General features: G+C 67.8%; 25 protein-coding genes, 1 tRNA gene and 1 other RNA gene. 5 read left to right on the top strand and 22 right to left on the bottom strand.

What is annotated here, in order from left to right; translation table 11 throughout:
• Positions 1 to 30: 30 nt before the first annotated feature.
• The 9 genes from RBB34_RS03055 to infA form a co-directional block, all read right to left on the bottom strand.
• Entirely contained in the window at positions 31 to 1,752 is a 1,722-nt protein-coding gene (locus RBB34_RS03055; RefSeq protein ID WP_306117716.1) for a penicillin-binding protein 2, read from the bottom strand.
• 2 nt (positions 1,753 to 1,754) lie between these two features.
• Entirely contained in the window at positions 1,755 to 2,132 is a 378-nt protein-coding gene (locus tag RBB34_RS03050) for a hypothetical protein (protein WP_306117715.1), read from the bottom strand.
• Positions 2,129 to 3,133 (bottom strand): 16S rRNA (cytosine(1402)-N(4))-methyltransferase RsmH, encoded by a 1,005-nt coding sequence (gene rsmH / locus RBB34_RS03045; protein ID WP_306117714.1) that lies wholly within the window; start codon positions 3,131 to 3,133, stop codon positions 2,129 to 2,131. The genes RBB34_RS03050 and rsmH overlap by 4 nt, the downstream gene beginning before the upstream one ends.
• The gene (gene mraZ / locus RBB34_RS03040) at positions 3,130 to 3,570 is read right to left on the bottom strand and encodes a division/cell wall cluster transcriptional repressor MraZ (RefSeq protein WP_306117713.1); all 441 of its coding nucleotides are present in this window, start codon (positions 3,568 to 3,570) and stop codon (positions 3,130 to 3,132) included. The genes rsmH and mraZ overlap by 4 nt, the downstream gene beginning before the upstream one ends.
• Positions 3,571 to 4,020: 450 nt before the next feature.
• Positions 4,021 to 4,420: RNase P RNA component class A (rnpB, locus tag RBB34_RS03035), an RNA gene on the bottom strand.
• Positions 4,421 to 4,458: 38 nt separating this feature from the next.
• The gene (locus RBB34_RS03030) at positions 4,459 to 5,607 is read right to left on the bottom strand and encodes a Gfo/Idh/MocA family oxidoreductase (RefSeq protein WP_306117712.1); all 1,149 of its coding nucleotides are present in this window, start codon (positions 5,605 to 5,607) and stop codon (positions 4,459 to 4,461) included.
• A gap of 56 nt (positions 5,608 to 5,663) precedes the next feature.
• Positions 5,664 to 5,876 (bottom strand): DNA gyrase inhibitor YacG, encoded by a 213-nt coding sequence (gene yacG / locus RBB34_RS03025; protein WP_306117711.1) that lies wholly within the window; start codon positions 5,874 to 5,876, stop codon positions 5,664 to 5,666.
• Positions 5,873 to 6,535: a Maf family nucleotide pyrophosphatase gene (locus RBB34_RS03020; protein ID WP_306117710.1), complete on the bottom strand. Its 663-nt coding sequence runs from the start codon at positions 6,533 to 6,535 to the stop codon at positions 5,873 to 5,875. The genes yacG and RBB34_RS03020 overlap by 4 nt, the downstream gene beginning before the upstream one ends.
• A 40-nt stretch (positions 6,536 to 6,575) precedes the next feature.
• Positions 6,576 to 6,794 carry a translation initiation factor IF-1 gene (infA, locus tag RBB34_RS03015; RefSeq protein ID WP_306117709.1) on the bottom strand — a complete coding sequence of 73 codons (219 nt, stop codon included), beginning with the start codon at positions 6,792 to 6,794 and terminating at the stop codon, positions 6,576 to 6,578.
• Between the two features lie 357 nt (positions 6,795 to 7,151).
• On the opposite strand from infA, the gene RBB34_RS03010 reads away from it, so the two are divergent.
• Positions 7,152 to 7,649, top strand: a complete 498-nt coding sequence (locus RBB34_RS03010) for a pseudoazurin (protein WP_306117708.1) — start codon at positions 7,152 to 7,154, stop codon at positions 7,647 to 7,649.
• Between the two features lie 33 nt (positions 7,650 to 7,682).
• Here RBB34_RS03010 and RBB34_RS03005 read toward each other — a convergent pair whose 3' ends face one another.
• From RBB34_RS03005 to RBB34_RS02985, 5 genes are all read right to left on the bottom strand, one after another.
• Positions 7,683 to 8,174: a UPF0262 family protein gene (locus RBB34_RS03005; protein WP_306117707.1), complete on the bottom strand. Its 492-nt coding sequence runs from the start codon at positions 8,172 to 8,174 to the stop codon at positions 7,683 to 7,685.
• Positions 8,161 to 9,495 carry a histidinol dehydrogenase gene (gene hisD / locus RBB34_RS03000; RefSeq protein ID WP_306117706.1) on the bottom strand — a complete coding sequence of 445 codons (1,335 nt, stop codon included), beginning with the start codon at positions 9,493 to 9,495 and terminating at the stop codon, positions 8,161 to 8,163. The genes RBB34_RS03005 and hisD overlap by 14 nt, the downstream gene beginning before the upstream one ends.
• Positions 9,496 to 9,508: 13 nt before the next feature.
• Positions 9,509 to 9,946 (bottom strand): DUF2948 family protein, encoded by a 438-nt coding sequence (locus tag RBB34_RS02995; RefSeq protein ID WP_306117705.1) that lies wholly within the window; start codon positions 9,944 to 9,946, stop codon positions 9,509 to 9,511.
• A gap of 103 nt (positions 9,947 to 10,049) precedes the next feature.
• Complete coding sequence (murA, locus tag RBB34_RS02990) at positions 10,050 to 11,339, bottom strand: UDP-N-acetylglucosamine 1-carboxyvinyltransferase (protein WP_306117704.1); 1,290 nt, start codon at positions 11,337 to 11,339, stop codon at positions 10,050 to 10,052.
• Between the two features lie 198 nt (positions 11,340 to 11,537).
• A complete protein-coding gene (locus RBB34_RS02985) occupies positions 11,538 to 11,783 on the bottom strand; it encodes a hypothetical protein (RefSeq protein ID WP_306117703.1) in 246 nt (81 codons plus the stop codon).
• A 165-nt stretch (positions 11,784 to 11,948) separates the two neighbouring features.
• Here RBB34_RS02985 and RBB34_RS02980 point away from each other — a divergent pair.
• Positions 11,949 to 12,023 (top strand) — tRNA-Thr (locus RBB34_RS02980).
• A gap of 66 nt (positions 12,024 to 12,089) precedes the next feature.
• On the opposite strand, the gene RBB34_RS02975 is transcribed toward RBB34_RS02980, so the two are convergent.
• The 4 genes from RBB34_RS02975 to RBB34_RS02960 form a co-directional block, all read right to left on the bottom strand.
• The gene (locus RBB34_RS02975) at positions 12,090 to 13,373 is read right to left on the bottom strand and encodes an enolase C-terminal domain-like protein (RefSeq protein ID WP_306117702.1); all 1,284 of its coding nucleotides are present in this window, start codon (positions 13,371 to 13,373) and stop codon (positions 12,090 to 12,092) included.
• 66 nt (positions 13,374 to 13,439) lie between these two features.
• A complete protein-coding gene (locus RBB34_RS02970; RefSeq protein WP_306117701.1) occupies positions 13,440 to 15,299 on the bottom strand; it encodes a GtrA family protein in 1,860 nt (619 codons plus the stop codon).
• Entirely contained in the window at positions 15,296 to 16,033 is a 738-nt protein-coding gene (locus RBB34_RS02965; RefSeq protein ID WP_306117700.1) for a class I SAM-dependent methyltransferase, read from the bottom strand. Before RBB34_RS02965 ends, RBB34_RS02970 begins: the two co-directional genes overlap by 4 nt.
• Before the next feature lies 1 nt (position 16,034).
• Positions 16,035 to 17,042: a glycosyltransferase family 2 protein gene (locus RBB34_RS02960; protein WP_306117699.1), complete on the bottom strand. Its 1,008-nt coding sequence runs from the start codon at positions 17,040 to 17,042 to the stop codon at positions 16,035 to 16,037.
• A 148-nt stretch (positions 17,043 to 17,190) separates the two neighbouring features.
• Here RBB34_RS02960 and RBB34_RS02955 point away from each other — a divergent pair, with 148 nt between their 5' ends.
• From RBB34_RS02955 to RBB34_RS02945, 3 genes are all read left to right on the top strand, one after another.
• On the top strand, positions 17,191 to 18,015 hold the full coding sequence (locus RBB34_RS02955; protein ID WP_306117698.1) for an HAD hydrolase family protein: 825 nt from the start codon (positions 17,191 to 17,193) through the stop codon (positions 18,013 to 18,015).
• Positions 18,016 to 18,059: 44 nt separating this feature from the next.
• Positions 18,060 to 19,307: a glycosyl transferase gene (locus tag RBB34_RS02950; RefSeq protein WP_306117697.1), complete on the top strand. Its 1,248-nt coding sequence runs from the start codon at positions 18,060 to 18,062 to the stop codon at positions 19,305 to 19,307.
• 149 nt (positions 19,308 to 19,456) lie between these two features.
• Complete coding sequence (locus tag RBB34_RS02945) at positions 19,457 to 20,275, top strand: alpha/beta hydrolase (protein WP_306117696.1); 819 nt, start codon at positions 19,457 to 19,459, stop codon at positions 20,273 to 20,275.
• A gap of 6 nt (positions 20,276 to 20,281) precedes the next feature.
• Here the strand turns inward: RBB34_RS02945 and RBB34_RS02940 are convergent, their stop codons facing one another.
• From RBB34_RS02940 to RBB34_RS02925, 4 genes are all read right to left on the bottom strand, one after another.
• Positions 20,282 to 20,575: a hypothetical protein gene (locus RBB34_RS02940; RefSeq protein ID WP_306117695.1), complete on the bottom strand. Its 294-nt coding sequence runs from the start codon at positions 20,573 to 20,575 to the stop codon at positions 20,282 to 20,284.
• A gap of 61 nt (positions 20,576 to 20,636) precedes the next feature.
• Positions 20,637 to 22,460: a sugar phosphorylase gene (locus tag RBB34_RS02935; RefSeq protein WP_306117694.1), complete on the bottom strand. Its 1,824-nt coding sequence runs from the start codon at positions 22,458 to 22,460 to the stop codon at positions 20,637 to 20,639.
• 751 nt (positions 22,461 to 23,211) lie between these two features.
• Positions 23,212 to 24,318, bottom strand: a complete 1,107-nt coding sequence (locus RBB34_RS02930; RefSeq protein WP_306117693.1) for a hypothetical protein — start codon at positions 24,316 to 24,318, stop codon at positions 23,212 to 23,214.
• Positions 24,319 to 24,494: 176 nt separating this feature from the next.
• Positions 24,495 to 25,697, bottom strand: a complete 1,203-nt coding sequence (locus tag RBB34_RS02925; protein ID WP_306117692.1) for a pyridoxal phosphate-dependent aminotransferase — start codon at positions 25,695 to 25,697, stop codon at positions 24,495 to 24,497.
• Positions 25,698 to 25,766: the final 69 nt, after the last annotated feature.

The raw sequence follows: 25,766 nt of genomic DNA, 5'->3' as shown, positions 1-25,766 counted from the left end.
GGGTCCGCGGATTTCGCTCCTTATTGCCAACTAGTACGACACAAGCAAGGCGTCGCGGTCGACGTCATACCGTGGCGTCACCGGCAGCACCGGCGCGGCCCGCGAAATGATGGCGCGTGTCGTCGGCGCCGCGTTCAGCCCGGCGGTGGCGCTGTACTGGCCCTCGGCGGGCTTGGGCTCGTCGATGATGACGAGCACCACATATTCGGGGTCGTCCATCGGAAAGGCCGCCAGAAAGGCGTTGAAGCGGTGGTCGCCCGAATAGCGGCCATTGACCACCTTTTCGGCGGTTCCCGTCTTGCCGCCGACGAACAGGCCCTCGACCTCGGCGCGCCGGCCCGACCCCTCCTCGACATTGAGCCGGAACAGATAGCGCATCATGGCGCTGGTTTCGGGCTTGAGAACCTGCGTGGCGGCGCGGTCGGCCGCGTCCTGGCTGCGCGGGATGAAGCTCGGCGGGATCAGCCGTCCGCCATTGACGAGCGCGGCGGCGGCGACCGCGGTCTGGAGCGGCGTGGTCGACACGCCGTGGCCGAAGGAGATCGTCACCGAATTGAGCTGCTTCCACTGGTCGGGCTCGGTGGGGCGCGCCACTTCGGGAAGCTGGGTGTCCATGCGGTCGAGCAGGCCCATGCGCTTGAGAAAGGCGCGATGGCCCTCGACCCCGATCACCTCGGCCATGCGCGCGGTGGCGATGTTGGACGAGTAGATGAATGTCTCCGGCACCGTCAGGACGCGGTTCTTGCCGTGGAAATCGTTGATCGTGAAGCGGCCGAAGCGCAGCGGCTTGCGCGCGTCGAACCGGCTGTCGAGCGTGACCTGACCCGAATCGAGCGCCATCGCCGTGGTGAATGCCTTGAACGTCGAGCCCATCTCGAAGGTGCCCGCCGACATGCGATTGAGCCGGTCCTTGTCGAGCGCGTTGAACGGGTTGTTGGGGTCGTAGTCGGGCAGCGAGACCATGGCGACGACCTCGCCGGTGCGCACGTCGAGCACCACGCCGCCCGCCGCGATCGCCTGGTAGCGTTCCATCGCCTGCACCAGTTCGTCGCGCACGATGTGCTGTACGCCCGCATCGATCGAAAGGCGCACCGGCTCCAGATCGTCGGACTGGTCGAGCCCCATTTCCTGCAGCGTTGCAAGGCCCTGGTCGTCGACGAACTTCTCGATGCCGGCGGTGCCGGCATTGTCGATATTGACCAGCCCGACAATGTGCGAGGCCGTCGGCCCGCCCGGATAGAAGCGCCGCGTCTCGTTGCGAAACCCGATCCCCGGAATGCCGAGCGCCATCACCGCCGCCTGCTCCTTGGGCGAGATCTCGCGCCGCAGCCAGACAAAGCCCGCCCCCGAGGACAGCTTGCGGTGCCACTCCTTGTAGTCGACATCGGGCAGGACGCTCGACAGCGCCTCGACCGCCTCGTCCGGATCGATGATCCGGCGCGGTTCGCCATAAAGCGAGGCCACGCGGATATCGGTGGCCAGCAGATTGCCGCGCCGGTCGAGCAGGTCGGGCCGCGCCGCCATGATCCTGTCATTGACGCCGTAGCGCGCCTGGTCGTCGAGTTCGGTCAGCCCGTACTGGACCAGCCGGCCGCCGATGACCGCATAAACGCCCACGAAACAGGCGATCGCGATGGCGATGCGTCCGCGCCCCATGCGCATGATGGCGTCGCCGCGGCGCGTCGCCGGCCCGCGCCCGCCATCGGACGCCTTGCCGCCGCGCAGTCCGAGACCGGGTATGGCAAAGGCCATGCTCACCGCCCCCCGCCGTCGATGGCGCCGGTCGACAGTCCGGTGTCGACCTCGCCGGCAATGATGTCGCCCACCGCATCGCCCGGATCGAACTCGGGCGGGCCGGGCAGCGCCGCCTCGGAGATGAACTGGTCCGCCTCGGCCGGCGCCAGTCCCAGATCGTCGGCATAAAGCTCGACCAGCCTTTGCAGCCGTTGCGGATGGCTCAGATGCGCCCAGTCGGCGCGCAGAAGCTCGATGGTCTCTTTTTCGAGCGCGATCTGACGCTGAAGACCGCGGATCTCGACCAACCGCTGCTCGCTTTCATGCTTGACCGAATAGGTCCAGGTCGCCGCGGCGATGACCATGCCGACCATGGCAACGTTGACGATGCGCATCATGGCTTCGCCCCTCCCCCGGTCTCCCGCTGCGGCCAGGGCAGATCGGCCAGCCTGAACAGGGTCATGTCCGCCGGGCGCGGGTCGGCACCGGTGCGCGTCGCCGCGCGCAGCTTGGCCGAGCGGGCGCGCGGGTTGTCGGCGGCCTCGGCCTTCGAGGCGGCGACGACGGCCTTGCCGGTGACGGCGAAGGTCAGCGGCTGCGGCGCGCTTGCCGGCAGGTGGCGCGAGCCGCCCGACTGCGTCGTGCGGTCCTGGATGAAGCGCTTGACGATCCGGTCCTCGAGCGAATGGAAGCTGACCACGACTAGCCGGCCGCCCGGCCTGAGCACGCGCTCGGCGGCGAACAGCGCCCGCGCGAGTTCGCGCAGCTCGTCATTGACGAAGATGCGCAGGCCCTGAAAGGTGCGCGTTGCCGGATGGATCGGATCGCGCGCCCGGCGCGGCTGCACCGACTCGATCACGGCAACGAGCGCGCCGGTGGTCTCGATGCGCCTGTCCGCGCGCGCGCGTTCGATGGCATGGGCGATCGCGGGTGCGTTGCGCTCCTCGCCCAGAATGCCGATGATGCGGATCAGGTCCTTGACGTCGAAATCGTTGACGACATCGGCCGCGCTCGGCCCCGATTGCGCCATGCGCATGTCGAGCGGGCCGTCCCTGCGGAACGAAAAGCCGCGCGCGCTTTCATCGAGCTGCATGGAGGAGACGCCCACATCGAACACCACCCCGTGCACCGATGCCGGCGCGACATGGTCGGCCATGGTCGAAAACGGCGCCTCGATCACGTCGAGCCGGCCCGGATGTTCGGCAACCAGCGCCGCCGCGCCGGCCACCGCGTCCGGGTCGCGGTCGAAGGCGATCACATCGGCGCCCGCCGCAAGGATCGCGCGCGAATAGCCGCCGGCGCCGAACGTGCCGTCGACATGGCGTTCGCCCGGTCGGGGATCGAGCGCGGCCAGCACTTCGGCCAGCATGACCGGCACATGCGGCACCGGGCCGCTCACGCCTGCGCCTCGCGCTGCGCCAGAAGCCGCGATCGCACCGCCTGGCGATGCTCGGCGAAGCGCTCGGGCGCCCACATCTGGAAGAAGCGCCCCCGCCCGACGAAATGCACGTGATCGGTGATCCCCGCATGTTCGCGGATGAAGTCGGTCACCGTGATCCGGCCGGCCGAGTCGATCTTCAGGAAGGCTCCGTCGCCATGGCAGTAAAAGGACATGTCGTCGGAGGACCGCGCGAACGGGTCGTCCGCGGCAAGGCGCTCCTCGTAACGCTCCAGAAGATCCATCCCGCCCGCATCGATCGCCGGCATGTCGATCGACTGCAGCGCATAAAGGTCGACGAGATCCTTTTTCTGAAGGACGGCCCGGAAATGCGCCGGCACGGAAACCCGCCCCTTGGCGTCGATCCTGTTCACCGCATTGGACAGAAACCGGTCCACGCACCACACCCGCTGCTTCCGCCCCGTTCGGGGTCTGAAGGGCGTCATGTCGGCCCCGCTGACCGGTGACCTTCCATGACGCCCCGCTGGCCCGTCCCCAAGCCAATGCCAAGCCTGCCCCCATTGTGGCGGGGTTTGCCCCGCTGCCGCCCGCGCCGGGCATCGTCTTCTTCCGGCGCCTGAAACCCCCTGCCTGCGCGACGACCGGACCCGTCATCCCCGGCCATGCCGGGCATGTGCGATCGTCGGCACTGAAACACGATTGAGAGACGCTTACGCCGTTCGAATATGGGGTATCATGGGCTGTCATGGGCGTCAACGGGAACAACCGACATCGGACCGCTTTGCGCGTGGGATCGGCGCGCGTTTTCGCAGGCGTTCACGGTTTATGCCCGGTTAACCTTAATGAAGCGTTGCGGCCGCCCTGCGCGTCGGCGGATGGGGGAAAGATGCGCCAGCCGGCCTGTAAGCCGGGTTCTGTAGGGCCGCGCGGATGCGCGACGCGGCAGCCATTCATCTGGGACGCCCGTCGCCGGACGCCTCGTGCAACCTACCCGGACGGCGCGCTGGAGCATCGGGCGCAAGCGCCCATGCCGTCCCTATTCGGTCTTGCTCCCGGTGGGGTTTACCGTGCCGCGACCGTTACCGGCCGCGCGGTGGGCTCTTACCCCACCCTTTCACCCTTACCCGCCGGTATCGCGGGCGATACGGACGGGCGGTTTGCTTTCTGTGGCACTTTCCCTGGGGTCGCCCCCGCCGGACGTTATCCGGCACCGTTGCTCCTGGAGCCCGGACTTTCCTCGGCGCCCGCCTTTCGGCATCCGGACGCCGCGGCTGCCCGGCCGACTGGCCCTTTCGATGTATGCCCTCGCCGCCGGCCGCGCAAGCTCACACCTCGCTCGTCATCGCGTAGGCGCCGCCCGAGGCGCCCAGGCCGTCGAGCGCCAGCGCCGCTTCGGTGACATGCAGCGCCTCGGCCGCCAGCTGCGCCCGGCTCTTGCCCCTGCCCGCCCGGCAATCGGCGACCGCCGCGAGCCCGGCACTGAAATCGATCTGCGAGGGAAAGCCGGGCAGTGCCTTGCGGCGCTTGCCGACGCCGTAGGAGAGCCGTCGCCCGGCGGGAAAGGCGAAGGGCAGCACCCGGCCGGCGCGTGCCTCGAGCCGCCGGGCGATGCGCGCACCGATCCCCGCCCCGCCGCCGGCAGTCTCCAGGTGGATCGCCGAGCGGTCGTCCCACAGATCGGCGACGGTCAGCGTCCCACTGTCGCCCATGACGGTCAGGGCGCGGTCCTTCGGCGCGCACAACCCGCAGGTCAGCCGCGCCACCACGCCATCGTCGAAGAACAGGCACGCGGTGGAGAAGTCCCGCCCCATGCGGTTCGCCGGCACGCCGACGCCCTTGTCGGCGAAGAACACCCCCGAATGGCCGACCATGCGCCGGATCGGGCCGAACAGACCGATCAGCCAGCTCAGCGCGTAGCCGGCATGTTCGAGCGTGCAGCCGATCTCGAACTCGTGGGCGCCGGGCCATGGCGCCCCGGACACCGAACGCCACTGGCGCCACCTTTCGCGGAAGACCGCGCCGTCCTCCATCTGGGCATAGACCAGTTTCGGCGCGCCGATGGCCCCCTTGTCGAGCGTCGCCCGCGTCAGTTCGAAGGCCGACGAATAGGCGTTCGCCGGGGCCCCGGCGAGGATCAGCCCGCGCGCATCGGCAAGCGTGACGAGCCTGCGCGCCTCGGTCAGCGTCAACGCCAGCGGCTTTTCGCAATAGACATGCTTGCCCGCATCGAGCGCGGCCTTTGCGAGTTCGTAATGGCTGCCCGGATCGGTCAGCACCGCCACCGCGTCGACGCGGCTGTCGCCGAGCAGCTCCTGGCACGTCTCGTAGCCGGTCAGCGTCCAGTGCGCGCAGAACCGGCCGAGGCGCTCGCGGTCGCGATCCCATGCGCCGGTCGGCGTCAGGCCGCCATGGTTGGCCAGCGTCGTCATGTAGTAGTCGGCCACGAACCCCGTGCCGATCATCGCAAAGCGCATGCGCCCATCCCGCCAGTGACGCCGGGCAGGCTAGCTCGAAAGCGCCAAGAAACGGTTTATCGGGAGCTGTCTTCGTCGTGCAGGTTCGCCGGAGCCGGCTCGTCCTCCTCGTCATCGCGCGCCGGGATCACATAGGCGCCCGACAGCCAGCGATTGAGATCGATGTTCTTGCAGCGCGCTGAGCAGAACGGATAGGTCTCGCGCGCCGAGGGCTTGCCGCATTCGGGGCATTCGCGTTTTGGCCGGAGCGGTTCGATCTTGGCCATCATCGCGCACCTCCCGCATGCCAGTTCATGTAAACGTCGAAGCGCTCGGTGCCCAGCAGCGTCACCGTCTCGGCCAGCGGCAGCCCGACGACATTGGTGTATGATCCCACCAGCTTGACCACGAAGGTGCCCGCCAGCCCCTGAATGGCATAGCCGCCCGCCTTGCCGCGCCACTCGTCCGAGGCGATGTAGCTGTCGATCACGCTGCGCGGCAGCCGCCGGAAGCGCACGCGGGTCTCCACGATCCTCTGGCGGGTCTTGCCCGACGGGCCGATCACCGCCAGTCCGGTATAGACCCGGTGCGTCCGGCCCGAAAGCATGCGCAGGCAGTGCGTGGCGTCCTCGACCGTGTCGGCCTTGGGCATGACCTTGCTGCCGCGGGCCACCACCGTGTCGGCAGCCAGGATGTGCGGCATCGCCATGGTGCCGTCCTTGATCGCCTGCCGATCGGCGTCGGTCTGCTCGTCCTTGACGATCTTCAGCGCGGCCCTGGCCTTTTCCAGGCTCAGCCGGCGGGCGAGCGAGCGCGGATGCTCGGCCCGGTGCGGCGTTTCGTCGATATGCGTCGGCAGCAGCCGGTCCGGCTCGATGCCGGCCTGCATCATCAGATCGAGGCGCCGGGGCGACGCGGAGGCCAGTACCAGTGTCTGAAGGACGCTCATGCTCGTTCCGAACCCGGCGGACGCCGCGCGCGGCGGACGATCATTTGAAGCGGTAGGTGATCCGGCCCTTGGTCAGATCATAGGGCGTCATCTCGACCAGCACCTTGTCGCCGGTCAGCACACGGATGCGGTTCTTGCGCATCTTGCCGGCGGTGTGGGCGATGATCTCGTGATCGTTTTCAAGTTTCACACGGAAGGTGGCGTTGGGCAGAAGCTCCACGACAACACCGGGAAATTCCAGCAGTTCTTCTTTCGCCATGCGATCCTGTTCGGTCTGTGTCTTGATGGGACATCGGCTGCGCGCGCGTCGCCCTCGTCCGGGATGAGCGGCTCAATAGCGCAATAGCCCGGAAATGAACAGCCACAATGAAGGGATTGCACGCGCGGTTCGTCGCCACGCATATGGGGTGGCGCCGCGCCCGGTTCCAGCCCGCCCGCCGCAGGCCGGAAACAACGCCGCGCCGGGGCGCGGGCAAGCGCTCAAGCAAAGATCCCGCCTGGGTGTGACCGCAGGGCGGGCAATGGGCGAAATATCGCAGGGTCAAACCTGATGCTTTTTGTAGACATTACCGCCTCGCGATTCTAATGCAGGCCGGCATCGAGAGGAGGGATATCCATGGCCATAATGATCGAACGCCGAGCATTGCTGATTGGCGCTTCTGCCCTTTTGCTGACGCGGCCCGCGCTGGCCGAGGCGACGACGCACGAAGTGCAGATGCTCAACGTTCATCCCGACAATCCGCGCCAACGCATGGTATACGACCCGCTCATCCAGGTCGTGCAGCCCGGCGACACGGTCCGGTTCGTATCGGTGAACCCCGGGCACAATTCGGAGTCCATCGAGGGCATGATCCCGGAGGGTGCCGAGCCCTGGAAGAGCCGGCCCAGCCAGGATTTCGAGGTCACGCTGACCGTGCCCGGCATCTACGGCTACAAGTGCCTGCCGCACTATGCGACCGGCATGGTCGGCTTGATCATCGTCGAGGGCGAAGGCAAGCTCGACAACCTCGAAGCCGCCCGGTCGGTGCGCCAGCGCGGCCGTGCCGCCCAGGTCTTCGATGAAATCTGGGCCCAGGCCGAGGCCGATGGCCTGCTGACCGAAGGCGAAGCCTGAGGGGCGTTCGGACGCGGTGAGGGGTGCGGCCCCTCACCCTTTCCAGTGCAGCACGCACACGAGCGTGAACAGCCGGCGCGCGGTGTCGAAGTCGATAGCGATCTTGCCATCGAGCCGGTCCATCAGCGTTTGCGAGCCGTCATTGTGGACCCCGCGCCTTGCCATGTCGATGGTCTCGATCTGGCTGGAAGTGGCGCTCTTGATCGCCTCGTAATAGCTCTCGCAGATCATGTAGTAGTCCTTGACGATCTTGCGGAACGGGCCGAGCGACAGGATGTGCGTGGCGACCTCGCCGCCGTCCTCGCGCGCGATCGCAAAGACCAGCTTGCCCTCGATGACCGACAGGTTGAGCCTGTAGGGCCCGGTGCCCTCGTCGCCGACGGGCCGGAAGCGGTTTTCCTCCAGAAGGTCGAAGATCGCCACCGCCCGCTCGTGCTCGACATCGGGCGTTGACCGGCCGATCGACGCGTCGAGCGTCAGATCGCTGAGCCGGTCATCGGCGCGGAATGCGTCATCGCCCGTCATCGTGATCCAACGCTTCCGGTCCGGGCAGGTTCATGCGGATCGCCACCGAGCGCGCATGGGCGCCAAGGCCTTCGGCCTCGGCCAGGCGGATTGCCGCCGGTCCCAGCGCGCGCAACTGCTCCGCCCCAAGCTTGAGCACCGAGCTGCGCTTGACGAAATCGAGCACGGACAGCCCCGAGGAGAACCGCGCCGAGCGCGCCGTCGGCAGAACGTGGTTCGAACCGCCGACATAGTCGCCGATCACCTCCGGCGTGTGGCGGCCGATGAAGATCGCCCCCGCATTGCGCACGCGGTCCGCCATCATGTCGGCCGCCGCGCAGGCCAGTTCGAGATGCTCGGGCGCGATGCGGTCGATCAGCGACACGGTGGTTGCATCTTGGAGATCGGCGACGGCGATGATCGCCCCGTGGGCGCGCCAGCTCGCAGCGGCGGTCTGCGCGCGCGCAAGCGTGGCAAGCTGACGGTCGACGGCCGCTGCCACTGCGTCCCCGAAGCCGGGATCGTCCGTGATCAGGATCGACTGTGCGGCCACGTCATGCTCGGCCTGGGCCAGAAGGTCGGCGGCGATCCAGTCGGGATCATTGTCGGCATCGGCGACGACCAGCACCTCGGAAGGGCCCGCGATCATGTCGATGCCGACCGTGCCGAACACCTGCCGCTTGGCGGCGGCGACATAGGCGTTTCCGGGCCCGACGATCTTGACCACCGGCGCGACCGTCTGCGTGCCATGGGCGAGCGCGGCCACCGCCTGGGCGCCGCCGATGCGGTAGATCTCGTCGATGCCGGCAAGGTCCGCCGCCGCCAGCACCAGCGGGTCGAGAACCCCGTCGGGCGCCGGGACCACCATCACGATGCGCTCCACCCCGGCGACGCGCGCGGGCACCGCGTTCATCAGCACCGAGGAGGGATAGGCCGCCGTGCCGCCGGGGACGTAGAGCCCGACCGACTCCACCGCCGTCCAGCGGCTGCCGAGCGTGACGCCGATCGCGTCGGTGTACATCTCGTCGGCGGGCAATTGCCGCTCGTGATGGGCGGCGATGCGCGCGCGCGCCAACTCCAGCGCCGCCAGCGTTTCGGCATCGACCGCCTGCCGGGCAGCGGCGATCTCCCGGGCGCCCACGCGCATCGGCACGGCCGACAGGTCGAGACGGTCGAACCTGGCCGTGAATTCGTGGACCGCCGCATCGCCGCGCGCCCGCACATCGGCGATGATCCCGCGCACCACCGCGTCGACATCGGCCGAAGCCTCGCGCTTTGAGCCGATCAGGGCGGCAAGGCGCGTCTCGAAATCCGGATCGGTCGCGGTCAGACGGTGCGGCACGCAAGAAACTCCGTTAGCCCGCCGGATGGCGCGGCTTGAAATTGGTCTCCCAGGCCGCGCCCAGATCGGCAAGCTGCGCCTCGATGACCTCGACATCGAGCCGTATGGCGGCCGCGTCGGCGAAGACCAGTTCGATCGTGCCGGCGGGCGGCTCGGTCGGCGAAAAGCGGATCGCCAGCAGCGACAGCACCTGGCCGTCGTCGCCGCGTCTGATACCCGTGGTGCGCACCGCTTGGACCCGCGCGAACGACAGCGCCGTGCGCCGCCTTTCATGGCCGCGGGCACGCCGGCCCGCCTCCGCGTCCCAGGCAAAGCGGCTGGCGATCAGCGTGAAGCGCCGCTTGGCCGGCTGATAGTCCAGATAGTCCGCGCGCGTGACCGCGTCCTGCATCTGGGCGGAAATCACCATCAGGTCGGATTCGTCGAGCGCGAGCAGTTTCAGGCCAGCCATGGCAGTGGGCATCCGGTCGGCAATCGGGTTGCGGATGCCGTGCTACGACTTTCGCATTTTCAGCGCAACAGCCTGTCGGCCCGTTGCGCCCGGCCTGCGGCAATCAGGCCGTCACGCGCTCGATCTGCGCGCCGCAGGCACCGAGCTTCTCCTCGAGCCGCTCGAAGCCGCGGTCGAGATGGTAGACGCGGTTGACATTGGTCTCGCCCTCGGCGGCGAGCCCGGCGATGACCAGCGACACCGAGGCACGCAGATCGGTCGCCATGACCTGCGCGCCCTTGAGCACGGGCACGCCGGTGACCGTGGCGGTCTGCCCGTCAAGGGCGATGTCGGCGCCCAGCCGCGCCAGCTCCTGCACATGCATGAAGCGGTTCTCGAAGATCGTCTCGGTGATGTGCGAGACGCCGTTGGCGCGCGTCATCAGGCCCATGAACTGCGCCTGCAGATCGGTGGGAAAGCCGGGAAAGGGCGCCGTGCTGACATCGACCGGCAGGATGCCGTTGCCGTTGCGATAGACGCGCACGCCCTCATCGTGCTGGGTTATCTCCAGGCCGGCTTCGCCGAGCACGTCGATCGCCGTGTGCCAGCTGTCGGCCACTGCGCCTTTGAGCAGCACTTCCCCGCCGGTCATTCCGACGGCCATGGCATAGGTGCCGGTCTCGATCCGGTCGGCGATCACGCGGTGCCGCGCGCCGGCGAGCGAGGCCACGCCGGTGACGTTGATGGTGCCCGTGCCGGCGCCCTCGATCTTCGCGCCCATGGCATTCAGGCACGCAGCGAGATTGACGATCTCCGGTTCGCGCGCCGCGTTTTCGATCACGGTATCGCCCCGTGCCAGCGCGGCGGCCATGACCAGCACATGCGTCGCGCCGACCGACACCTTGGGAAAGACGTAGCGCCCGCCGATCAGGCCGTTCCTTGCCACCGCATGCACATAGCCGTTCTCGATCTCGATCTCCGCGCCCAGCGTGCGCAGCGAATCGATGAACAGGTCCACCGGCCGCGTGCCGATGGCGCAGCCTCCCGGCAGCGACACGCGCGCCTCGCCCATCCGCGCCAGCAGCGGGCCGATCACCCAGAAGCTCGCCCGCATCTTCGAAACGAGTTCATAGGGCGCTGTGACATCGACGATGTTGCGCGCGTTGAAATGGATGGTGCGGGCGTAGTCGGATCCGTCGCCATTGCGCCGGCCGGCGACGGTGTAGTCGACGCCCAGATGGCCCAGAATGCGGATAAGCTGCTCGACATCGGCCAGATGCGGCACATTTTCGAGCGTCAGCGTGTCGTCGGTCAGCAGCGAGGCGATCATCAGCGGCAGCGCCGCGTTCTTGGCCCCGGAAATCGGAATGACGCCATGGAGCTCATGGCCGCCGACAATGCGAATGCTGTCCATATGGGTTCGTCCCCTCGCTGATGCGAACCCGCCATACCGGCGCGCCGCCGCCCCCACGGTGCCCATGCCCGATGGCAGGCCTGTAGACCATGATCGGGGCTGCTTCAAGGCAGGCGATGGGCCGTCCATGTGCGCCGCGGCCGGCCGGTTCCCCGACAACAAGGGGGCTTGCTTACCTCACGGGCATTTAACAGCGCGTTAACCATGACGCGCCGGTCCCCGGCCGCGCCGATCGCCCGATGCGGCTGACGATGTGCGCGCCTTGCCCTTGTCCGGCGTCCTGCCCGGCGAGGCGGGGGCGTCATCGCGCCCTTCGCCCACGCCGGCCCGCCTGCCGCGCGCCTGCGCCTTGCGCTTTTGCAGATTGGCGCGCAATTGAGCGGCGAGCCTATCGCGCCGGTCCTGGTCGTCTTTCCTGCCGCCCATGGGCAGCACAATAGACATCCGACCGCCGTTTGCAAAGCGTGCCGCGGCCGGGCAGACGGACCGCTGCGCCAGGGGTTCCCAACGATGGTCGGCGCCGCGATTTCCGCTTGCCGCGGCACGCATTTGACGCCTTGCGAAGGCGTTGCGGCTGTGGCACAAGCCGGCCGACCGTCACCGCGCCGGGCTGCTGTAGCTCAGAGGTAGAGCACTCCCTTGGTAAGGGAGAGGTCGAGAGTTCGATTCTCTCCAGCAGCACCATCTCGCTTTTTGGCCGCCGGGGGGTCTTCCTCGGTCTTGCCGCGCGTGCGCGAAGCTCGCGCTCCGTCACCCCCAGGGAAACGTCGATCGCGGCGGCAGCGCCGGTCCGCAGGGCGCCGATTCGGCCACGCGCAATCCCTCGTTCCACTTGGCCATGCGTTCCGAACGCGCAAACGAGCCAACCTTGAGTTGCGGCACACCCCAGCCGACCGCCAGATGCACGATCGTCACGTCCTCGCTCTCGCCCGAGCGTGCCGAGACCACCGCGCCCCAGCCATGGCGCCGCGCCGCCTCGAGCGCGGCCCTGGCGCCGGTGAGCGTGCCGATCTGGTTGGGCTTGATCAGCACCGCATTGCACGCTCTCCTGGCAGCCGCCGCCTCGATGCGTTTGGCGTCGGTGACCAGCGCATCGTCGCCGATCACCTCGACGCGGTCGCCGACACGCCCGGTAAACGCGGCAAGGCCGTCGATATCCGTCTCGCCGAGCGGATCCTCGACGGCGACGATCGGATAGCGTTCCGTCCAGCCGGCGATCAGGTCGGCGAGATCCTCGCTCGACAGCGTCCGCCCCTCCCGCGCCAGCCTGTAGCCGTTCCGGTCGCCGAATTCGCTTGCGGCGATGTCCAGCGAGATCGCCATATCGAGGCCCGGTCGCAACCCGGCCTGCTCGATCGCCCGCGTCAGTGTGGCGATGGCATCCTCGTTGCCGTCGAAGGCCGGCCACCAGCCCCCTTCGTCGGCGACGCCGGCAAGCCGCCCCGTCTCGGCCATGATTGCGCCCGCCGCGCGATAGACCTCCGCCGTCCAGTCGAGCGCTGTCCGATAGTCCGGCGCGCCGATCGCGGTGATCATGAAATCCTGAACGTCGAGCCGGCCCGCCGCATGCGCGCCGCCGCCGAAGATCTGGATTTCGGGCAAAGGCAGGAATGGCGGATCGGCCTCGCCGGCCAGATACCGCCATAACGGCACGCCCTGCACGGCGGCGGCCAGATGGGCGGCCGCCATGGAGGTGGCGATGGCGGTGTTGCCGCCCAGCCGACCGAAATCCGCCGTGCCGTCCAGTTCGGCAAGCAGCGCGTCTATGCCCGCCTGGTCGGCCGCATCGCGGCCGGAAAGCGCCGGTGCGACGGTGTGTTCAAAACCCTTGACCGCGCCGCGCACGTCATAGCCGCCCATGGCCGCCCCGCCATCGCGCAGATCGACCGCTTCGCCCGAACCGGTCGAGGCGCCCGCCGGGGCGATCGCCCGGCCGACATGGCCGGCGGCGGTCGTCAGCTCGACCTCAATGGTCGGCCGGCCGCGCGAATCCCAGATACGGCGGGCATGCGCATGGGCGATGATGGCTTTCATGGTCGTCTCCCCCGATCGGTCCAGCCGATAGCGCGGCGCGGGCGGGCGGACAAGCCGCCGATCGGATCAGCGGTCCTTGCGGGCCAGCACGAGGAAGCGCGTCGTCTGCTCGAGCGTGGCGTAGTCGGCAAGCAGCGCCGCAAAGCGTGGGTCGGCGGCGAGGAATGCCATAAGGTCGAAACCGGGCCGGGAGAAGTAAAATGGCTGCTTGTCAAAGATCATCACGTGCGGCCGACCGGCGAGCGCGTCGTCGACGATCGCGGCCCGCGTCTCCTCGCCAATCGCCCGCAGGCGGGCACAACGTTCCGGCTCGGCCGTGCAGTCGGCGTCGGCCAGCCCGTCCACCGCGCCCGGCACCAGCCACAGCGCCGGATAGCGGCTGGTCCACTGCGCGCCGGTCTCGAGCGCCAGCGGAAAGGACGGTGAAAGCGAGGTCGAATAGACGGCGAGCCGCGGCGCGGGCCCGAAGCGCTCGACGATCGGTGCAAAATGTTCCGAAGCAGGGCTCTTGTAGGTTCCGTTCTGGAGCGCCGGCAGAAAGGCGAGGACGAACCCCGCCGCGGCGGCGATCGCCGTCTTGCGCGGCAGGCCCGGCCGGGCGAGCACGAACACGCAGCCCAGCGCCACAGTCGCGCCGATCGGCACGGCCTGGTAGCCGAAACCGGTCCACTGCACCAGATAGACGCCGGCGCCGGCGAGGACGGCCGCCACCGCCATATCGAGGCCCGGGACCGGCGCGCGTTCATCGCGGGCAATCACGATCGTCAGCCCGAACGCGGCGATCAGCGGCAATTGCATGCCGGCCAGCGCTGCCGCACCGCCAAGGCCGTATGCGCCGTACACTTCAAGCGCCATCGGCACAATCGAGTCGAAATAGGCCGGATGGCGCAGTCCGACCATGCCCACATAAGCGATGCATATGGCCAGGATGGCGAGATTGGCCGGCGAGACGATTGGCCAGAGCGAACGCCGCCGGATGACCAGCGCCAGCGTCATCAGGACCGGAAACAGGACGAAATAGTGCTTCAGGCAGATACCGATGGCAGCGAAGGCGGCGCGCGCCACGGCACCGGCGCCCCGGTCCGGCTCGGCCCGCGTCAGATGGCCGACCAGCCAGGGCAGGATGAACAGGACCAGCAGGTGCTCGCGCTGGGCGATGTCGTCGGACGCCGGCACGATGGCGGCGGCGCCGATGCCCGTGAGCACGAGCAATCCGCGCCCGCCGGCCAGCGCCGGCACCTCGGCGATCAGCCGCCATACCCAGATCAGCACGCCGGCCAGAAGGATGGCAACCAGCAGATACTGGCCGTCCGAATCGCTCAGACCGACCAGGTCGGCGAGCCAGAGCGCAGGCACGGTGAGGTAGAAGTTGAGCGGCGGGTTGACCTCGACGATATCGGTGTAGAGCACCGCGCCCTCGAGCCATTTTCGCGTTGCGACCAGATACCAGGCCGTATCGTGATGGATGTAGCGCCCCTGGAAGACAGACAGGAACAGTGTTGCCATGGCCAGGGCCAGTGCGACGCCGGTCCAGTTTTCCCCGGTCGGCGCGTCGATGCGCGCGAAGGCCCAGAACCGGGCGCCGAGGAATGTCAAGGCCGGTACCGTGATCGCGACCAGCGCCATGGCGAGCGCGAAGGAGGCGCCCAACTGGCCATGGACGATGGCGGTGACGGCGCTGCTGACCGCGAGCCCGGCGAGCGCCACGGCCACGAAGCGCGGCATCCGCACGCCGTGGGTGTCATTGGCGTCAAATGTCAGCCGCCCATGGCCCAGGTAGGACACCAGCACCGCGGCGCAGAAGCCGGTCAGATTGGCAAGCTGCGCGGGCGCGCCGAACGGCCCCTGGGCGATCAGCGCGGTGGCAACATGGGCCAGCGTCGCCGCCATCCCGACGCCGGCAAAGCGCGCAAGTTGCGCGATCATCGCGACGGCCCGGGTGCCAGGATCGCGCAGACCGAAAGGCCGACCGGCATGGGCAGCCGGCCGACCAGATGGCGTTCGCTGGCGAACACGCGGTAGAGCGCGCCGTTGAGCCAGTTCGCCGGCAGCGTGTCGTCGGGGCTGTCGCTGCGCAGCGCGGCCTTGACCGCGCGCATCGCCACCGCGACCGGCAGCAGCAGGCTGTTGAAGTAGAAGCAGTCCTGCACGGCCAACCCGGCTTCCTGCGCGGTGCGGCGCAGCGAGCGGCGCGTGTAGCGGCGAAAATGATGGTGGCGTTCGTCATGAGCCGACCACAGCCAGGGCAGCGCCGGCACGGTGACGAACAGCCGACCGTCCGGCGCTAGCCGCTCGCCCAGCCGGTTGAGCGTTGCCCGGTCGTCCTCGATATGCTCGAGCACGTCGAACAGTCCGATCAGGTCGTATCGCTTGGGCGCGAAGGGGATGACATCGGGCAGCGCGCCATGACCGACCGCGACATCGGCCTTGGTCTCGGCGATGGCGCGCGCGGCCTCGTCATATTCGAAGGCGTCCAGATCGCCCAGGCTCGCCAGCATGCGCAGATTGCCGCCCGTCCCACAGCCCGCCTCAAGGATCGCCGGCCGATCCGGCAGTCGGATCAGCCGCTCGATGGTCGCCCCAATGAGGTCACGCCGCGCGGCGAACCACCAATGGACCGCCTCCTGCTCGTCCATGCGTTCATAGACCAGGCGATCCATCCTAGTTGTCCTCGCCTGCGCCGTGAACCGAGCGCACGACGTAGAGCGGGCGTTTGCGCACCTCGGCATAGATGCGACCCACATATTCGCCCAGTATGCCGATAGCGAACAGGTTCAGCCCGCCGAAAAGCAGGATCAGGATGACGGTGGAAGCATAACCGGGCGTGTCGATGCCGCCGATCAGCGCCACAGCGAAGATGAAGGCCGCATAGGCGAAGGCGGCAAGCGACATCAGCGAGCCGATATAGGTCCACACCCGCAGCGGGGTGGTCGACGACGCGAAGATGCCGTCGAGCGCGAAGTTCCACAGCTTCCAGTAGGTCCAGGCGGATTCGCCGGCCGCCCGCTCGGGCCGCTCGAAGGTTACCTCGTCGGTCTCGAAGCCGACCCAGGAGAACAGCGCCTTGTTGAAGCGGGCGCGCTCGCCCAGCGTGCGTACGATGTCGACCACCTGCCGATCCATCAGCCGGTAGTCACCGACATCTTGCGGGATTGGGTGGTCGGCGAGCAGGTTGAAGGTGCGGTAGAACGCGCCAGCCGAGAGCTTCTTGAGCCAACCGTCCCGAGAGCGGTCGATGCGGCGCGCATTGACCACCCTGGCGCCCGCCCGCCACTTGTCGATCATCTGCGGGATCAGTTCGGGCGGGTCCTGCATGTCGACGTCGATCGGGATAACGGCGTCGCCCCTGGCATGGTCGAAACCGGCCGAAAGTGCCGCCTCCTTGCCGAAGCGCCGCGACAGGTTGACCAGCCGCACCCGCCGGTCGGCCTGCATCATCGTGCGCACCGCGAATTCCGTCGAATCCGTGCTGCCGTCATTGACGAAGACGATCTCGTAGCCGACCGCCGGCGCCAGCGGTCCCATCACCGTGCCGATCCGAGTGACGAAGGCGACGATGCAATCCTGCTCGTCGAGCACCGGCACGATCAGCGAGACCAGCACCGGCGCGGTTTCACCGGCGGGTGCGGCAATGTCGGTCTCGACAGCGACAGCGGCAAGGTTCAGCATCGAAGGGTCCGGTCAGATGACGGCGGTCCGTCCTGGCGGACCATGGCCGCGATCCGACCCGAAACTCTTGAAGATTGCTTTAACCGGCCACCCTTTTCGCGGGGCGGCACGCCTGCTACGACCGCGACGAGCCGAACCGGAAACGCCCATGGCCGACCGCCCTGCCCCGACCGACCGTGCCTGCGTGATCGTCTTCTCCGATCTCGACGGCACGCTGCTCGACCATGACGGCTATGACTGGCGGCCGGCCGCGCCGGCGCTCGACATGCTGCGCGCGCGCGCCATCGCGCTGGTTCTCGCCTCTTCCAAGACCGCCGCCGAGATCGCGCCGCTGCGCGCGGCGATCGGCTTTGCCCATTGCCCGGCGATCGTCGAGAACGGGGCCGGGCTGCTCGCGCCGGGCGATGACGGCTCGGCGACGGACGACACGCAGTATCGGCGCCTGCGCGCCATCCTCGCGCAGGCCCCGGCCGATCTGCGCGGCCTTTTCACGGGCTTTGGCGACATGGATGCGAACGCCATCGCGGCGGCGACCGGCCTTGACCGGCGGTCGGCGGCACTGGCCGCCCGGCGCCGGTTCTCCGAACCGGGCCTATGGTCGGGCGGCGAGGACGGCAGGGCGCGATTCATCGCCTGGCTGGCCGATCGCGGCGTCGCCGCCCGCGCCGGGGGTCGTTTCCTGACGCTGTCTTTCGGCGGCAGCAAGGCCGGGCGCATGGACGAGGTGGCCGCGACGCTGTGCCGCGACGCGCCGGCGTTCACGATCGCGCTCGGCGATGCGCCCAACGACATCGAGATGCTCGAACATGCGGATCTGGGCATCATCGTCGCCAATCCGCACGGCGTGCCGATCCCGAAGCTTTCCGGCGAAGATGACGGACGCGTGTCGCGCACCGCACAAATCGGCCCGGCCGGTTGGAATGCGGCGCTGGTGTCGATACTGTGCCCGCGCCGCGGAACCCGGTCGCCCTGACCGGCATTCGCGACAGGACCGGCGGACAACACTGGTGGCTCGACTTGGCTGACTTTCATCAAAACGGCGCTGTCGCCACGCTGCACAATCTGCGCACGCGCTCGGCCGAGGATCTCGAGCGCGAACTCGACGTCATCACCGCGCGCCAGAAGGTGACGCTGATTCTGCCATCGCTTTATTCCGAACTCGAAGGCGAGGCGCTGCCCGCCATCGTCGACGAACTCAACAAGGTCCGTTTCGTCCATCATGTCGTCATCGGCCTCGACCGCGCCTCGCAGGCGCAGTACCGCAAGGCGCAACAATTCTTCGAACGGCTCGAACTGCCCCATTCGGTGTTGTGGAACGACGGGCCGCGCCTGACCGCCATCGACGAGCGGCTTGCCAATGCCGGTCTTGCGCCCGTCGAGCCGGGCAAGGGCCGCAATGTATGGTTCTGCATCGGCTATACGCTGGCGCGCGCCGACAGCGACGTGATCGCGCTGCACGATTGCGACATCACCACCTATTCCAAGGAGATGCTGGCGCGGCTGGTCTATCCGGTCGCCAACCCGGCCTTCGCCTACCAGTTCTGCAAGGGCTTCTATCCGCGCGTCGCCGACGGCAAGATGAACGGCCGGGTCAGCCGGCTTCTCGTGGCGCCGCTCATGCTGGCGCTGCGCCAGGTGATCGGCGAGCGCGACTATATCGACTATCTGCGCTCGTTCCGCTATCCGCTCGCCGGCGAGTTCGCCATGCGCGCCTCGATCCTGCCGGCCATGCGCATTCCCTCCGACTGGGGGCTGGAGATCGGCACGCTGTCGGAAGCCTGGCGCAACCTGGCCCCGCGCGCGGTCTGCCAGGTGGAGATTTCCGACGCCTACGACCACAAGCACCAGCCGCTGTCGGCGGACGACAGGTCCAAGGGCCTGTCGCGCATGTCCACGGATATCTGCAAGGCGGTCTTCCGCAAGCTGGCGACCGACGGCACGGTGTTCTCCAAGGAGATATTCCGCGCGCTCAAGGCGAGCTATTACCGCCACGCGCTCGACTTCGTGGAGACCTATTACAACGATGCGCGCATGAACGGGCTGCATGTCGACCGCCACGCCGAGGAGCGCGCCGTCGAACTGTTCGCCGCCAACCTGGTCGAGGCCGGCCATACATTCCTCGACAATCCCATGGAAACGCCGTTCATTCCGGCTTGGAGCCGCGTGCAGGCGGCCGATCCGGACCTGATCCGCGACCTTTACGAGGCGGTGAAGGCCGACGAGGCCGAAATCGGCGGCCGGGGCGGGCACGATCAGCGACGCTGAACGCGCTGTCAGGAATCGGCGCTGGCTGCCGACCGCGCGCCCGCTTATCCCGGATCGACGCGCGTCTCCTGCCTGATCGCATCGCACGAGCCGGCTGGTTCACCGCAAAACGGACGCGCACCGCAATACGGTCCGTCAGGAGCCCATGAATGCCCGAACTCGCGCTGCCCCATCGTTTCACCTACGGCAAGGACAACGTCGCCTGGGGCGTCATCGGCGAGGGTCCGCCGCTCGTCCTCGTCCACGGCACGCCTTTTTCCTCGCAGGTCTGGCGGCGCATCGCGCCGCCCCTGGCGGCGCACTGGCGCGTGTACTATTTCGACCTGCTCGGCTATGGCCAATCCGACAAGCACGACGGCCAGGACGTCTCGCTGGGCGCCCAGAACGGGCTCATGGCGGCGCTTGTCGGCCATTGGCAACTGGACCGGCCCGACGTACTCGCCCATGACTTCGGCGGCGCGACGGCGCTGCGCGGCCATTACCTGAACGGTCTTGCCTATCGGCGTCTGACGCTTGTCGACCCGGTCGCGCTGCGCCCGTGGGGCTCGCCCCTCGTCGCCCATGTGCGCACCCACGAGGCCGCCTTCGCCGACCTGCCAGGCTATGCCCATCGGGCGCTGCTTGACGCCTATATCGCCGGCGCCGCACACCGCCCGCTTTGCCGCGATACCCTCGCCATCTATGCCGCGCCCTGGCAGGGTGCGACGGGCCAGGCCGCCTTCTACCGCCAGATCGCCCAGATGGATCTGCGTTTCACCGATGAGATCGAACGCCATTATGGGCCGATGGCGGCGGACGTCACGCTGCTATGGGGCGAAAAGGACGCATGGATACCGCTCGAGCGCGGTCGCGCCCTGGCCGACAGGATCGCCGGCGGCGTGCTGACCGTGGTGCCCGAGGCCGGCCATCTGGTGCAGGACGATGCGCCCGAAGCGATCATCGCCGCCATGATGGCGCGCGCGCCCTGACGCGCCCTATCGCAGCGAACTCCACGGATGAACGTGCGGCGCCGCCTCGGGATGGCTGCGGACGAAATGGTGCAGCACATGCAGCAGCATGCGCACATGCTCGCGATCGCCACGCGCCTGGGCATGGCGGATGTCGTCGATGATCATCCGCCCGATGGTCTCGGTACCGTGTTCCTGGCCGGCGAGATACTGGGCATAGGCCGCCGCGACGATCTCCGGCATGTGCTCGTGCTCGGCGATCGCCAGGATCTCCTCCTCCGTCAGGTCGCACAGCCCGACGCAATCCTCCAGCGATATCATCGGCAGAGCTAAGCACAGCGCAAACCGGCTGGCAATCGGATCGTGACGGCCCCGGCCGGCTTCACGCCCGGTTTGTGATCCAGCGGCACTGATAGGGCTGGAAGGTGATATCCCCCGAATGCGGCCGGATGGCCTCGCCCGACAGAAGATCGGTCCAGTGATGCCCGCCGATCATGTTGATGGCGACGACGGGCATCCTGACCGGCTCGGCGCTCACATTGTGGATGGCGAAGATCGACTGATCGCGGTCGAGCGACTGCCGCCAGAAGCCGAACAGCTTCGGTCCGAACTGCAGCGTGAACTGCGTGGCGTTGGGGTGGAAGGCCGGCTGCGCGCAGCGGATGCGGATGCGTTCGGAAAGCCGGTCGAGCACGCGCGCGTGTTCGTTGTCGTTTTCGTCGAGCAGCCGCCGCAGCGCGTTGTAGTCCCAGCGGTGGCGGTTCAGCGCCCGGTTCAGACCGGTCTTCTCGTAGCCGGCGTAGTCGTTGTGCGTGGCCAGCAGGGAGTGGACATAGAAGGCCGGAATGCCTTCGAGCGCCATCTGGATCGTCTGGCTGCACAGGAACCGTTCCTCCTGCCACTGATCCTCGCCAGCGAAGGTACCCTTCATGGCGTCGTAGAAGGTGATGTTGAGTTCGTAGGGCCGGCGCGTGCCGTCGGGCATGGCGCGCATGGAAACCTTGCCGCCGAAGGTTTGCACCGTGTCGGTCATGCGGCCCAGATCGCCCTCGCCGATCAGCCCCTCGCCGCCGCGCACGCCGATGCCGTCATGGGATGCGGTGAAGTTCAGATAGGCGCAGCCCAGCGGCGCCGGCGGCATGGCCATCTGCCATTTGTTGAGCAGCTCCGAACTGCCCGTCCACATGGCATGCAGCAGCAGCGGCGGCAGCGGAAAATTGTAGATCGCATGCGCCTCGTTGCGATTGCCGAAATAGGACAGGTTCTCGGCATTGGGCACATTGGTCTCGGTCAGAAGGACGATGGGCTCGACCGCGTAGTCCGCCAGCGCCCGCATCAGCCGCACGATGGCATGGGTCTGCGGCATGTGGATCGAGGGCGTGCCCGGTTCCTTCCAGATGAAGGCGACCGCATCCAGGCGCAGGATCCGCACGCCCTGATCGATGTGCAGCCGCATGATGCGGATGAACTCGAGCAGCACCTCGGGGTTGGAGAAGTCCAGATCCACCTGGTCGTAGGAGAACGTGCACCAGACATGCCGCGTGCCCCTTGGCGTCTCGACCGGGCGCAACAGGTCGTGCGCACGCGGCCGCACCACCTGGCTCAGATCGTCCTCCGGCGCGGCTTCGACGAAGAACTCCGTATAGGGCGCGTGACCCTGCAGATAGTCGTTGAACCAGGTCGACTGGCTGGAGACGTGGTTGAGCACCAGGTCCGACATCAGCGTGAAGTCGGACGCGATGCGCCTGATGTCGTCCCAACCGCCCAGCGCCGAATTGACCGATCTGTAATCGGTGACCGCAAAACCGTCATCGGAGGTGAAGGGAAAGTATGGCAGGATGTGCACGCCATTGATCGTGCCGGTCAAATAGCGGTGCAGGAAATCGCCCAGCAGGTCGAGCGGCTTGTGCATGCCGTCGACGAAGGTGTTGCCATAGGTGATGACGAGCGCGTCGGCTTCCGACCACAGCGTGTTGCCCGGCTGGCGGCCGCGCTGGCGCGACTTCAGATTGTCGGGCCAGAAAGCATCGCACACCGACTGCACCAGCGCGTCGGCGTCCTCGTCGGGATAGATGAAGGCGATCAGGTCGCGCAGCCTGGCCCGAAGCTGCTTGTTCTGGCCCTGCGTCGGCCCGCGCCGTCCGCTGCGCTGCAGCGCCATCGCCTCCATTGCGTTCCGCTTGAGTTCGGTTCCTTCCGCTTCCATCCCTGATCCCGTCAAACACCGTCAGCTTACTGAAGCGCTCATACCGTTCAATTAACAACAGCGGCAAAAACGGCCGCGTCCTTCACATGCCCGCGAGGGGATCGCAAATGATCGAAACGCCGAAATCGGCCGGCCCGGACCCTGATCGGGGTTGGCAGGCCGCCGCGCCTGACCCGACTTGGCGATCGTGCCCGCCGGGCGGCAGGCCGTGAGACAAGATGAAGCATGACCCTGCCGCGACCCGCGGGGCGCGGGTGCCAGGGCTGTGCCAGACAGGTGCTGGTACCACGTCTGCAGGCATTTTTTGGGGCGGTCACCGGCATGAACCGATGCCGCCCCGCTGTATTGGGCCGTTCTGCGACGACCATCGGGCGCGTTCGTTGCGCGCCCTGTCCGGCATGCCCCCGCCCAGCGTATCCACACGCTTTCGAAATACCACTTGCCGTCTCGCCCTTCGTACCCGCTGGGATGCCGCTGTCCAGTGCAATTGTGCAACAGATGCCGACAATTAACCCTTTGGAAAGGCCATCGGGCACCGGCATGTAACCCCGTGTAACCTCGTGAAACCTCGCCCGTGCCGGTTCGATCCGATACGTGACGCCTACGCGGCCGGGATCAGGCCGATCCGATGGGGCGCTGATCCTCCGACGGCGTGCCGCGCCAATAACGACAAGACGGCCGGCGACCGCGTCTTGGTCAGACGCGGTCCGCCGGCTTCGTCTCGGGCTGGATCGGACCGCGCAGGTCACACTCACTCGGCTGTGACCGGGGCGTACTCGTCCCCTCCGCCCTCGGTGCCGAAAGGTGCCGTGCCGCTGCCGCAGGTGCCGCTGAAGCCCGGCGCAGCCGCTGCGTCGCTCGCAGTGCGGGTGGTCGCGGTTTCCTCACCGACGCCGGCGATCTCACCCAGCATCAGGCTGTTGGCGCAGCCCGACATCGCACCGAGCGTATCGAACAGGAACGCGCGCGGATCGTCCTCGCGGTGCCGGGCGATCAGATGCTTGCCGATCGGTGCGAAATAGATGCGCAGGCCGGCCTCGACCGTGGTCGTGTCGCGGCCGAAGCTGCCCTCGAGATAGGCGGCGGTGGCGACCGGCGAATCCGGGTTGATCAGGAATTCGCCGCCGACGAGGCCGGTAATGTCCTCGAAGGCGTATTCGAGACCGGCGAACACGCGCGTGTCCGGGTTCGGATAATAGGCGGCGATGGCGCGCGCGGTCACAAACGTCGCATCGGCCGAGGCGCCGCCCGAGGCGGTGGCGCTCATGAAATCGGCGCCCACGAAACCCTCCAGCGAGACGCTGTCCTGATAGTATTCGCCGGCAACGCCCAGGCGGAACACGTCGGCGTTGATCCGGTCGGTCGCCCCGCCGCTCGAAAAGTCCTGTTCCAGCCGCACGAAGTGCCCATAGGCGCCGACAAGGCCGAGATCGGGATCGCGCCAGAAGGCGTGCGCGCCGATGCCATAGGCGCGCTGGCGCGGCTTGACCGAAAATCCCGTCAGCGCCGGATCGCTGAGCGAGGTGCCGGCGATGCTGCCCGCTATGCCGGCATCGACCTGCACGCCGAATTGCCGGCCCACGGGCATCGAGAACGAGCCGATGGCCTGCAGATTGTGGGTTTCGGCTTCATCGAAGCCGGGCACCCCCGGCGCGAATTCGAAGCGGTTCCAGCCATAGCCCAGTTCGAGCTTGCCATTGGGCGAGGACACCGCCGCGCGCGGTGCGAGTGCCAGCGGCACGTCGGCCGGCGGCGGCACGACATAATCGTCCGCCGGCGTATCGGCGGCCCTGACGCCGGTCGAGATCGCCATGGCGGCCATCGCAAACGCGCCGCCCCACACACTTGCCCTGAACACGCCACTCACCCCGTCGAAACCGTCCGGCGACACAAGGCTAGCGCGGATGGCCCGCCAACCCAAGGCCCGAATGGGATCGCGCCGGGGCCCGGCCCCGAATCGGGCCAGAGCGGCCGAAAAAGAGGGCCGCTGTTGCGGGCGGGCCACATCTTGCGGCCGCTGCGGCCCTTGGCGGCTCAGCGGCAGGCCGCGCAGAACCGCTGGATGCGCTCGCAGGCCTCGGTCAGCGCCTCGGTGGACGTCGCATAGGAGATGCGGAAATTCGGTCCCAGCCCGAAGGCCGAGCCGTGCACCACGGCCACGCCCTCGCTTTGAAGAAGCTCGGTGACGAAGTCCTCGTCGGTCTCGATCGCCTTGCCCGAAGGTGCGGTCTTGCCGATCAGCCCGGCGCAGGACGGATAGACATAGAACGCGCCTTCCGGCGTCGGGCACTTGAGACCGGCCGCCTGGTTGAGCATGGCGACGACCAGGTCGCGCCGCTCCTCGAACACCTTGCGCCGCTCGGCGATGAAATGCTGCGGCCCGTTGAGCGCCTCGACCGCCGCCCATTGCGCGATCGAGCAGGTGCCCGAGGTCTGCTGGCCCTGCACCTTGGTCATCGCCTTGATCAGTTCGACCGGCCCGCCGGCATAGCCGATGCGCCAGCCGGTCATCGCATAGGCCTTGGAGACGCCGTTCATGGTCAGCGTGCGCTCGTAGAGCGCCGGTTCGACCTGGGCCGGCGTGGTGAAGACGAAGTCGCCGTAGCAAAGGTGCTCGTACATGTCGTCGGTCAGCACCCAGACATGGGGGTGGCGCATCAGCACATCGGTCAGCGCCTTGAGTTCGTCGCGCGAATAGGCGGCGCCCGATGGGTTGGAGGGCGAGTTGAAGACCAGCCACTTGGTCTTCGGCGTGATCGCCGCCTCGAGCGCCTCGGCGGTCAGCTTGAAGTCGTTCTCGAGCGTGGTCTGAACAATGGCGGGCTCGCCGCCATTGAGCAGCACCATGTCGGGATAGCTGACCCAGTAGGGCGCCGGAATCAGCACCTCGTCGCCCGGATTGAGCGTTGCGGCAAAGGCATTGTACAGCACCTGCTTGCCGCCGGTGCCGACAATGATCTGCTCGGGCGCATAGTCGAGCCCGTTCTCGCGGCTGAACTTGGCCGCAATCGCCTGACGCAACTCGGCGATGCCGGGCACGGGCGTGTATTTCGTCTCGCCGCGTTCGATCGCCGCGATCGCCGCCTTCTTGATGGTGTCGGGCGTGTCGAAGTCGGGCTCGCCCGCGCCCAGCCCGATGACATCGCGGCCGGCGGCCTTGAGCTCCCGCGCCTTCGTCGAAACCGCGATCGTCGCGGACGGCTTCACGCGGGCGAGGGTGTCGGAAAGAAAGGCCATGTGTCGCTCCATCGGGTCGGTGGCCCGCCCCGCGACGTGCGAGGGCGGCCGGGCGTGCTTTTGCGCCAA

The sequence above is a fragment of the Roseitalea sp. MMSF_3546 genome (assembly GCF_030732865.1).
Classification (GTDB): Bacteria; Pseudomonadota; Alphaproteobacteria; order Rhizobiales; family Rhizobiaceae; genus Roseitalea.
Note: the sequence above shows the minus strand (reverse complement) of the source record. Positions and strands in the feature narration are given on the sequence as shown.

Excerpts from the sequence above, each read along its gene's own strand:
- RBB34_RS02995 (WP_306117705.1), bottom strand. The coding sequence starts at position 9,946 with ATGGCTGGCCTGAAACTGCTCGCGCTCGACGAATCCGACCTGATGGTG.
- infA (WP_306117709.1), bottom strand. The coding sequence starts at position 6,794 with ATGGCGAAAGAAGAACTGCTGGAATTTCCCGGTGTTGTCGTGGAGCTT.
- RBB34_RS02975 (WP_306117702.1), bottom strand. The coding sequence starts at position 13,373 with ATGAAAGCCATCATCGCCCATGCGCATGCCCGCCGTATCTGGGATTCG.
- RBB34_RS02925 (WP_306117692.1), bottom strand. The coding sequence starts at position 25,697 with ATGGCCTTTCTTTCCGACACCCTCGCCCGCGTGAAGCCGTCCGCGACG.
- RBB34_RS02965 (WP_306117700.1), bottom strand. The coding sequence starts at position 16,033 with ATGGATCGCCTGGTCTATGAACGCATGGACGAGCAGGAGGCGGTCCAT.
- RBB34_RS02970 (WP_306117701.1), bottom strand. The coding sequence starts at position 15,299 with ATGATCGCGCAACTTGCGCGCTTTGCCGGCGTCGGGATGGCGGCGACG.
- RBB34_RS02955 (WP_306117698.1), top strand. The coding sequence starts at position 17,191 with ATGGCCGACCGCCCTGCCCCGACCGACCGTGCCTGCGTGATCGTCTTC.
- RBB34_RS02945 (WP_306117696.1), top strand. The coding sequence starts at position 19,457 with ATGCCCGAACTCGCGCTGCCCCATCGTTTCACCTACGGCAAGGACAAC.
- RBB34_RS02960 (WP_306117699.1), bottom strand. The coding sequence starts at position 17,042 with ATGCTGAACCTTGCCGCTGTCGCTGTCGAGACCGACATTGCCGCACCC.
- yacG (WP_306117711.1), bottom strand. The coding sequence starts at position 5,876 with ATGATGGCCAAGATCGAACCGCTCCGGCCAAAACGCGAATGCCCCGAA.
- RBB34_RS03050 (WP_306117715.1), bottom strand. The coding sequence starts at position 2,132 with ATGATGCGCATCGTCAACGTTGCCATGGTCGGCATGGTCATCGCCGCG.
- RBB34_RS03030 (WP_306117712.1), bottom strand. The coding sequence starts at position 5,607 with ATGCGCTTTGCGATGATCGGCACGGGGTTCGTGGCCGACTACTACATG.
- murA (WP_306117704.1), bottom strand. The coding sequence starts at position 11,339 with ATGGACAGCATTCGCATTGTCGGCGGCCATGAGCTCCATGGCGTCATT.
- RBB34_RS02940 (WP_306117695.1), bottom strand. The coding sequence starts at position 20,575 with ATGATATCGCTGGAGGATTGCGTCGGGCTGTGCGACCTGACGGAGGAG.
- RBB34_RS03020 (WP_306117710.1), bottom strand. The coding sequence starts at position 6,535 with ATGAGCGTCCTTCAGACACTGGTACTGGCCTCCGCGTCGCCCCGGCGC.
- RBB34_RS03005 (WP_306117707.1), bottom strand. The coding sequence starts at position 8,174 with ATGACGGGCGATGACGCATTCCGCGCCGATGACCGGCTCAGCGATCTG.
- RBB34_RS03055 (WP_306117716.1), bottom strand. The coding sequence starts at position 1,752 with ATGGCCTTTGCCATACCCGGTCTCGGACTGCGCGGCGGCAAGGCGTCC.
- RBB34_RS03010 (WP_306117708.1), top strand. The coding sequence starts at position 7,152 with ATGGCCATAATGATCGAACGCCGAGCATTGCTGATTGGCGCTTCTGCC.
- RBB34_RS02985 (WP_306117703.1), bottom strand. The coding sequence starts at position 11,783 with ATGTCTATTGTGCTGCCCATGGGCGGCAGGAAAGACGACCAGGACCGG.
- RBB34_RS02935 (WP_306117694.1), bottom strand. The coding sequence starts at position 22,460 with ATGGAAGCGGAAGGAACCGAACTCAAGCGGAACGCAATGGAGGCGATG.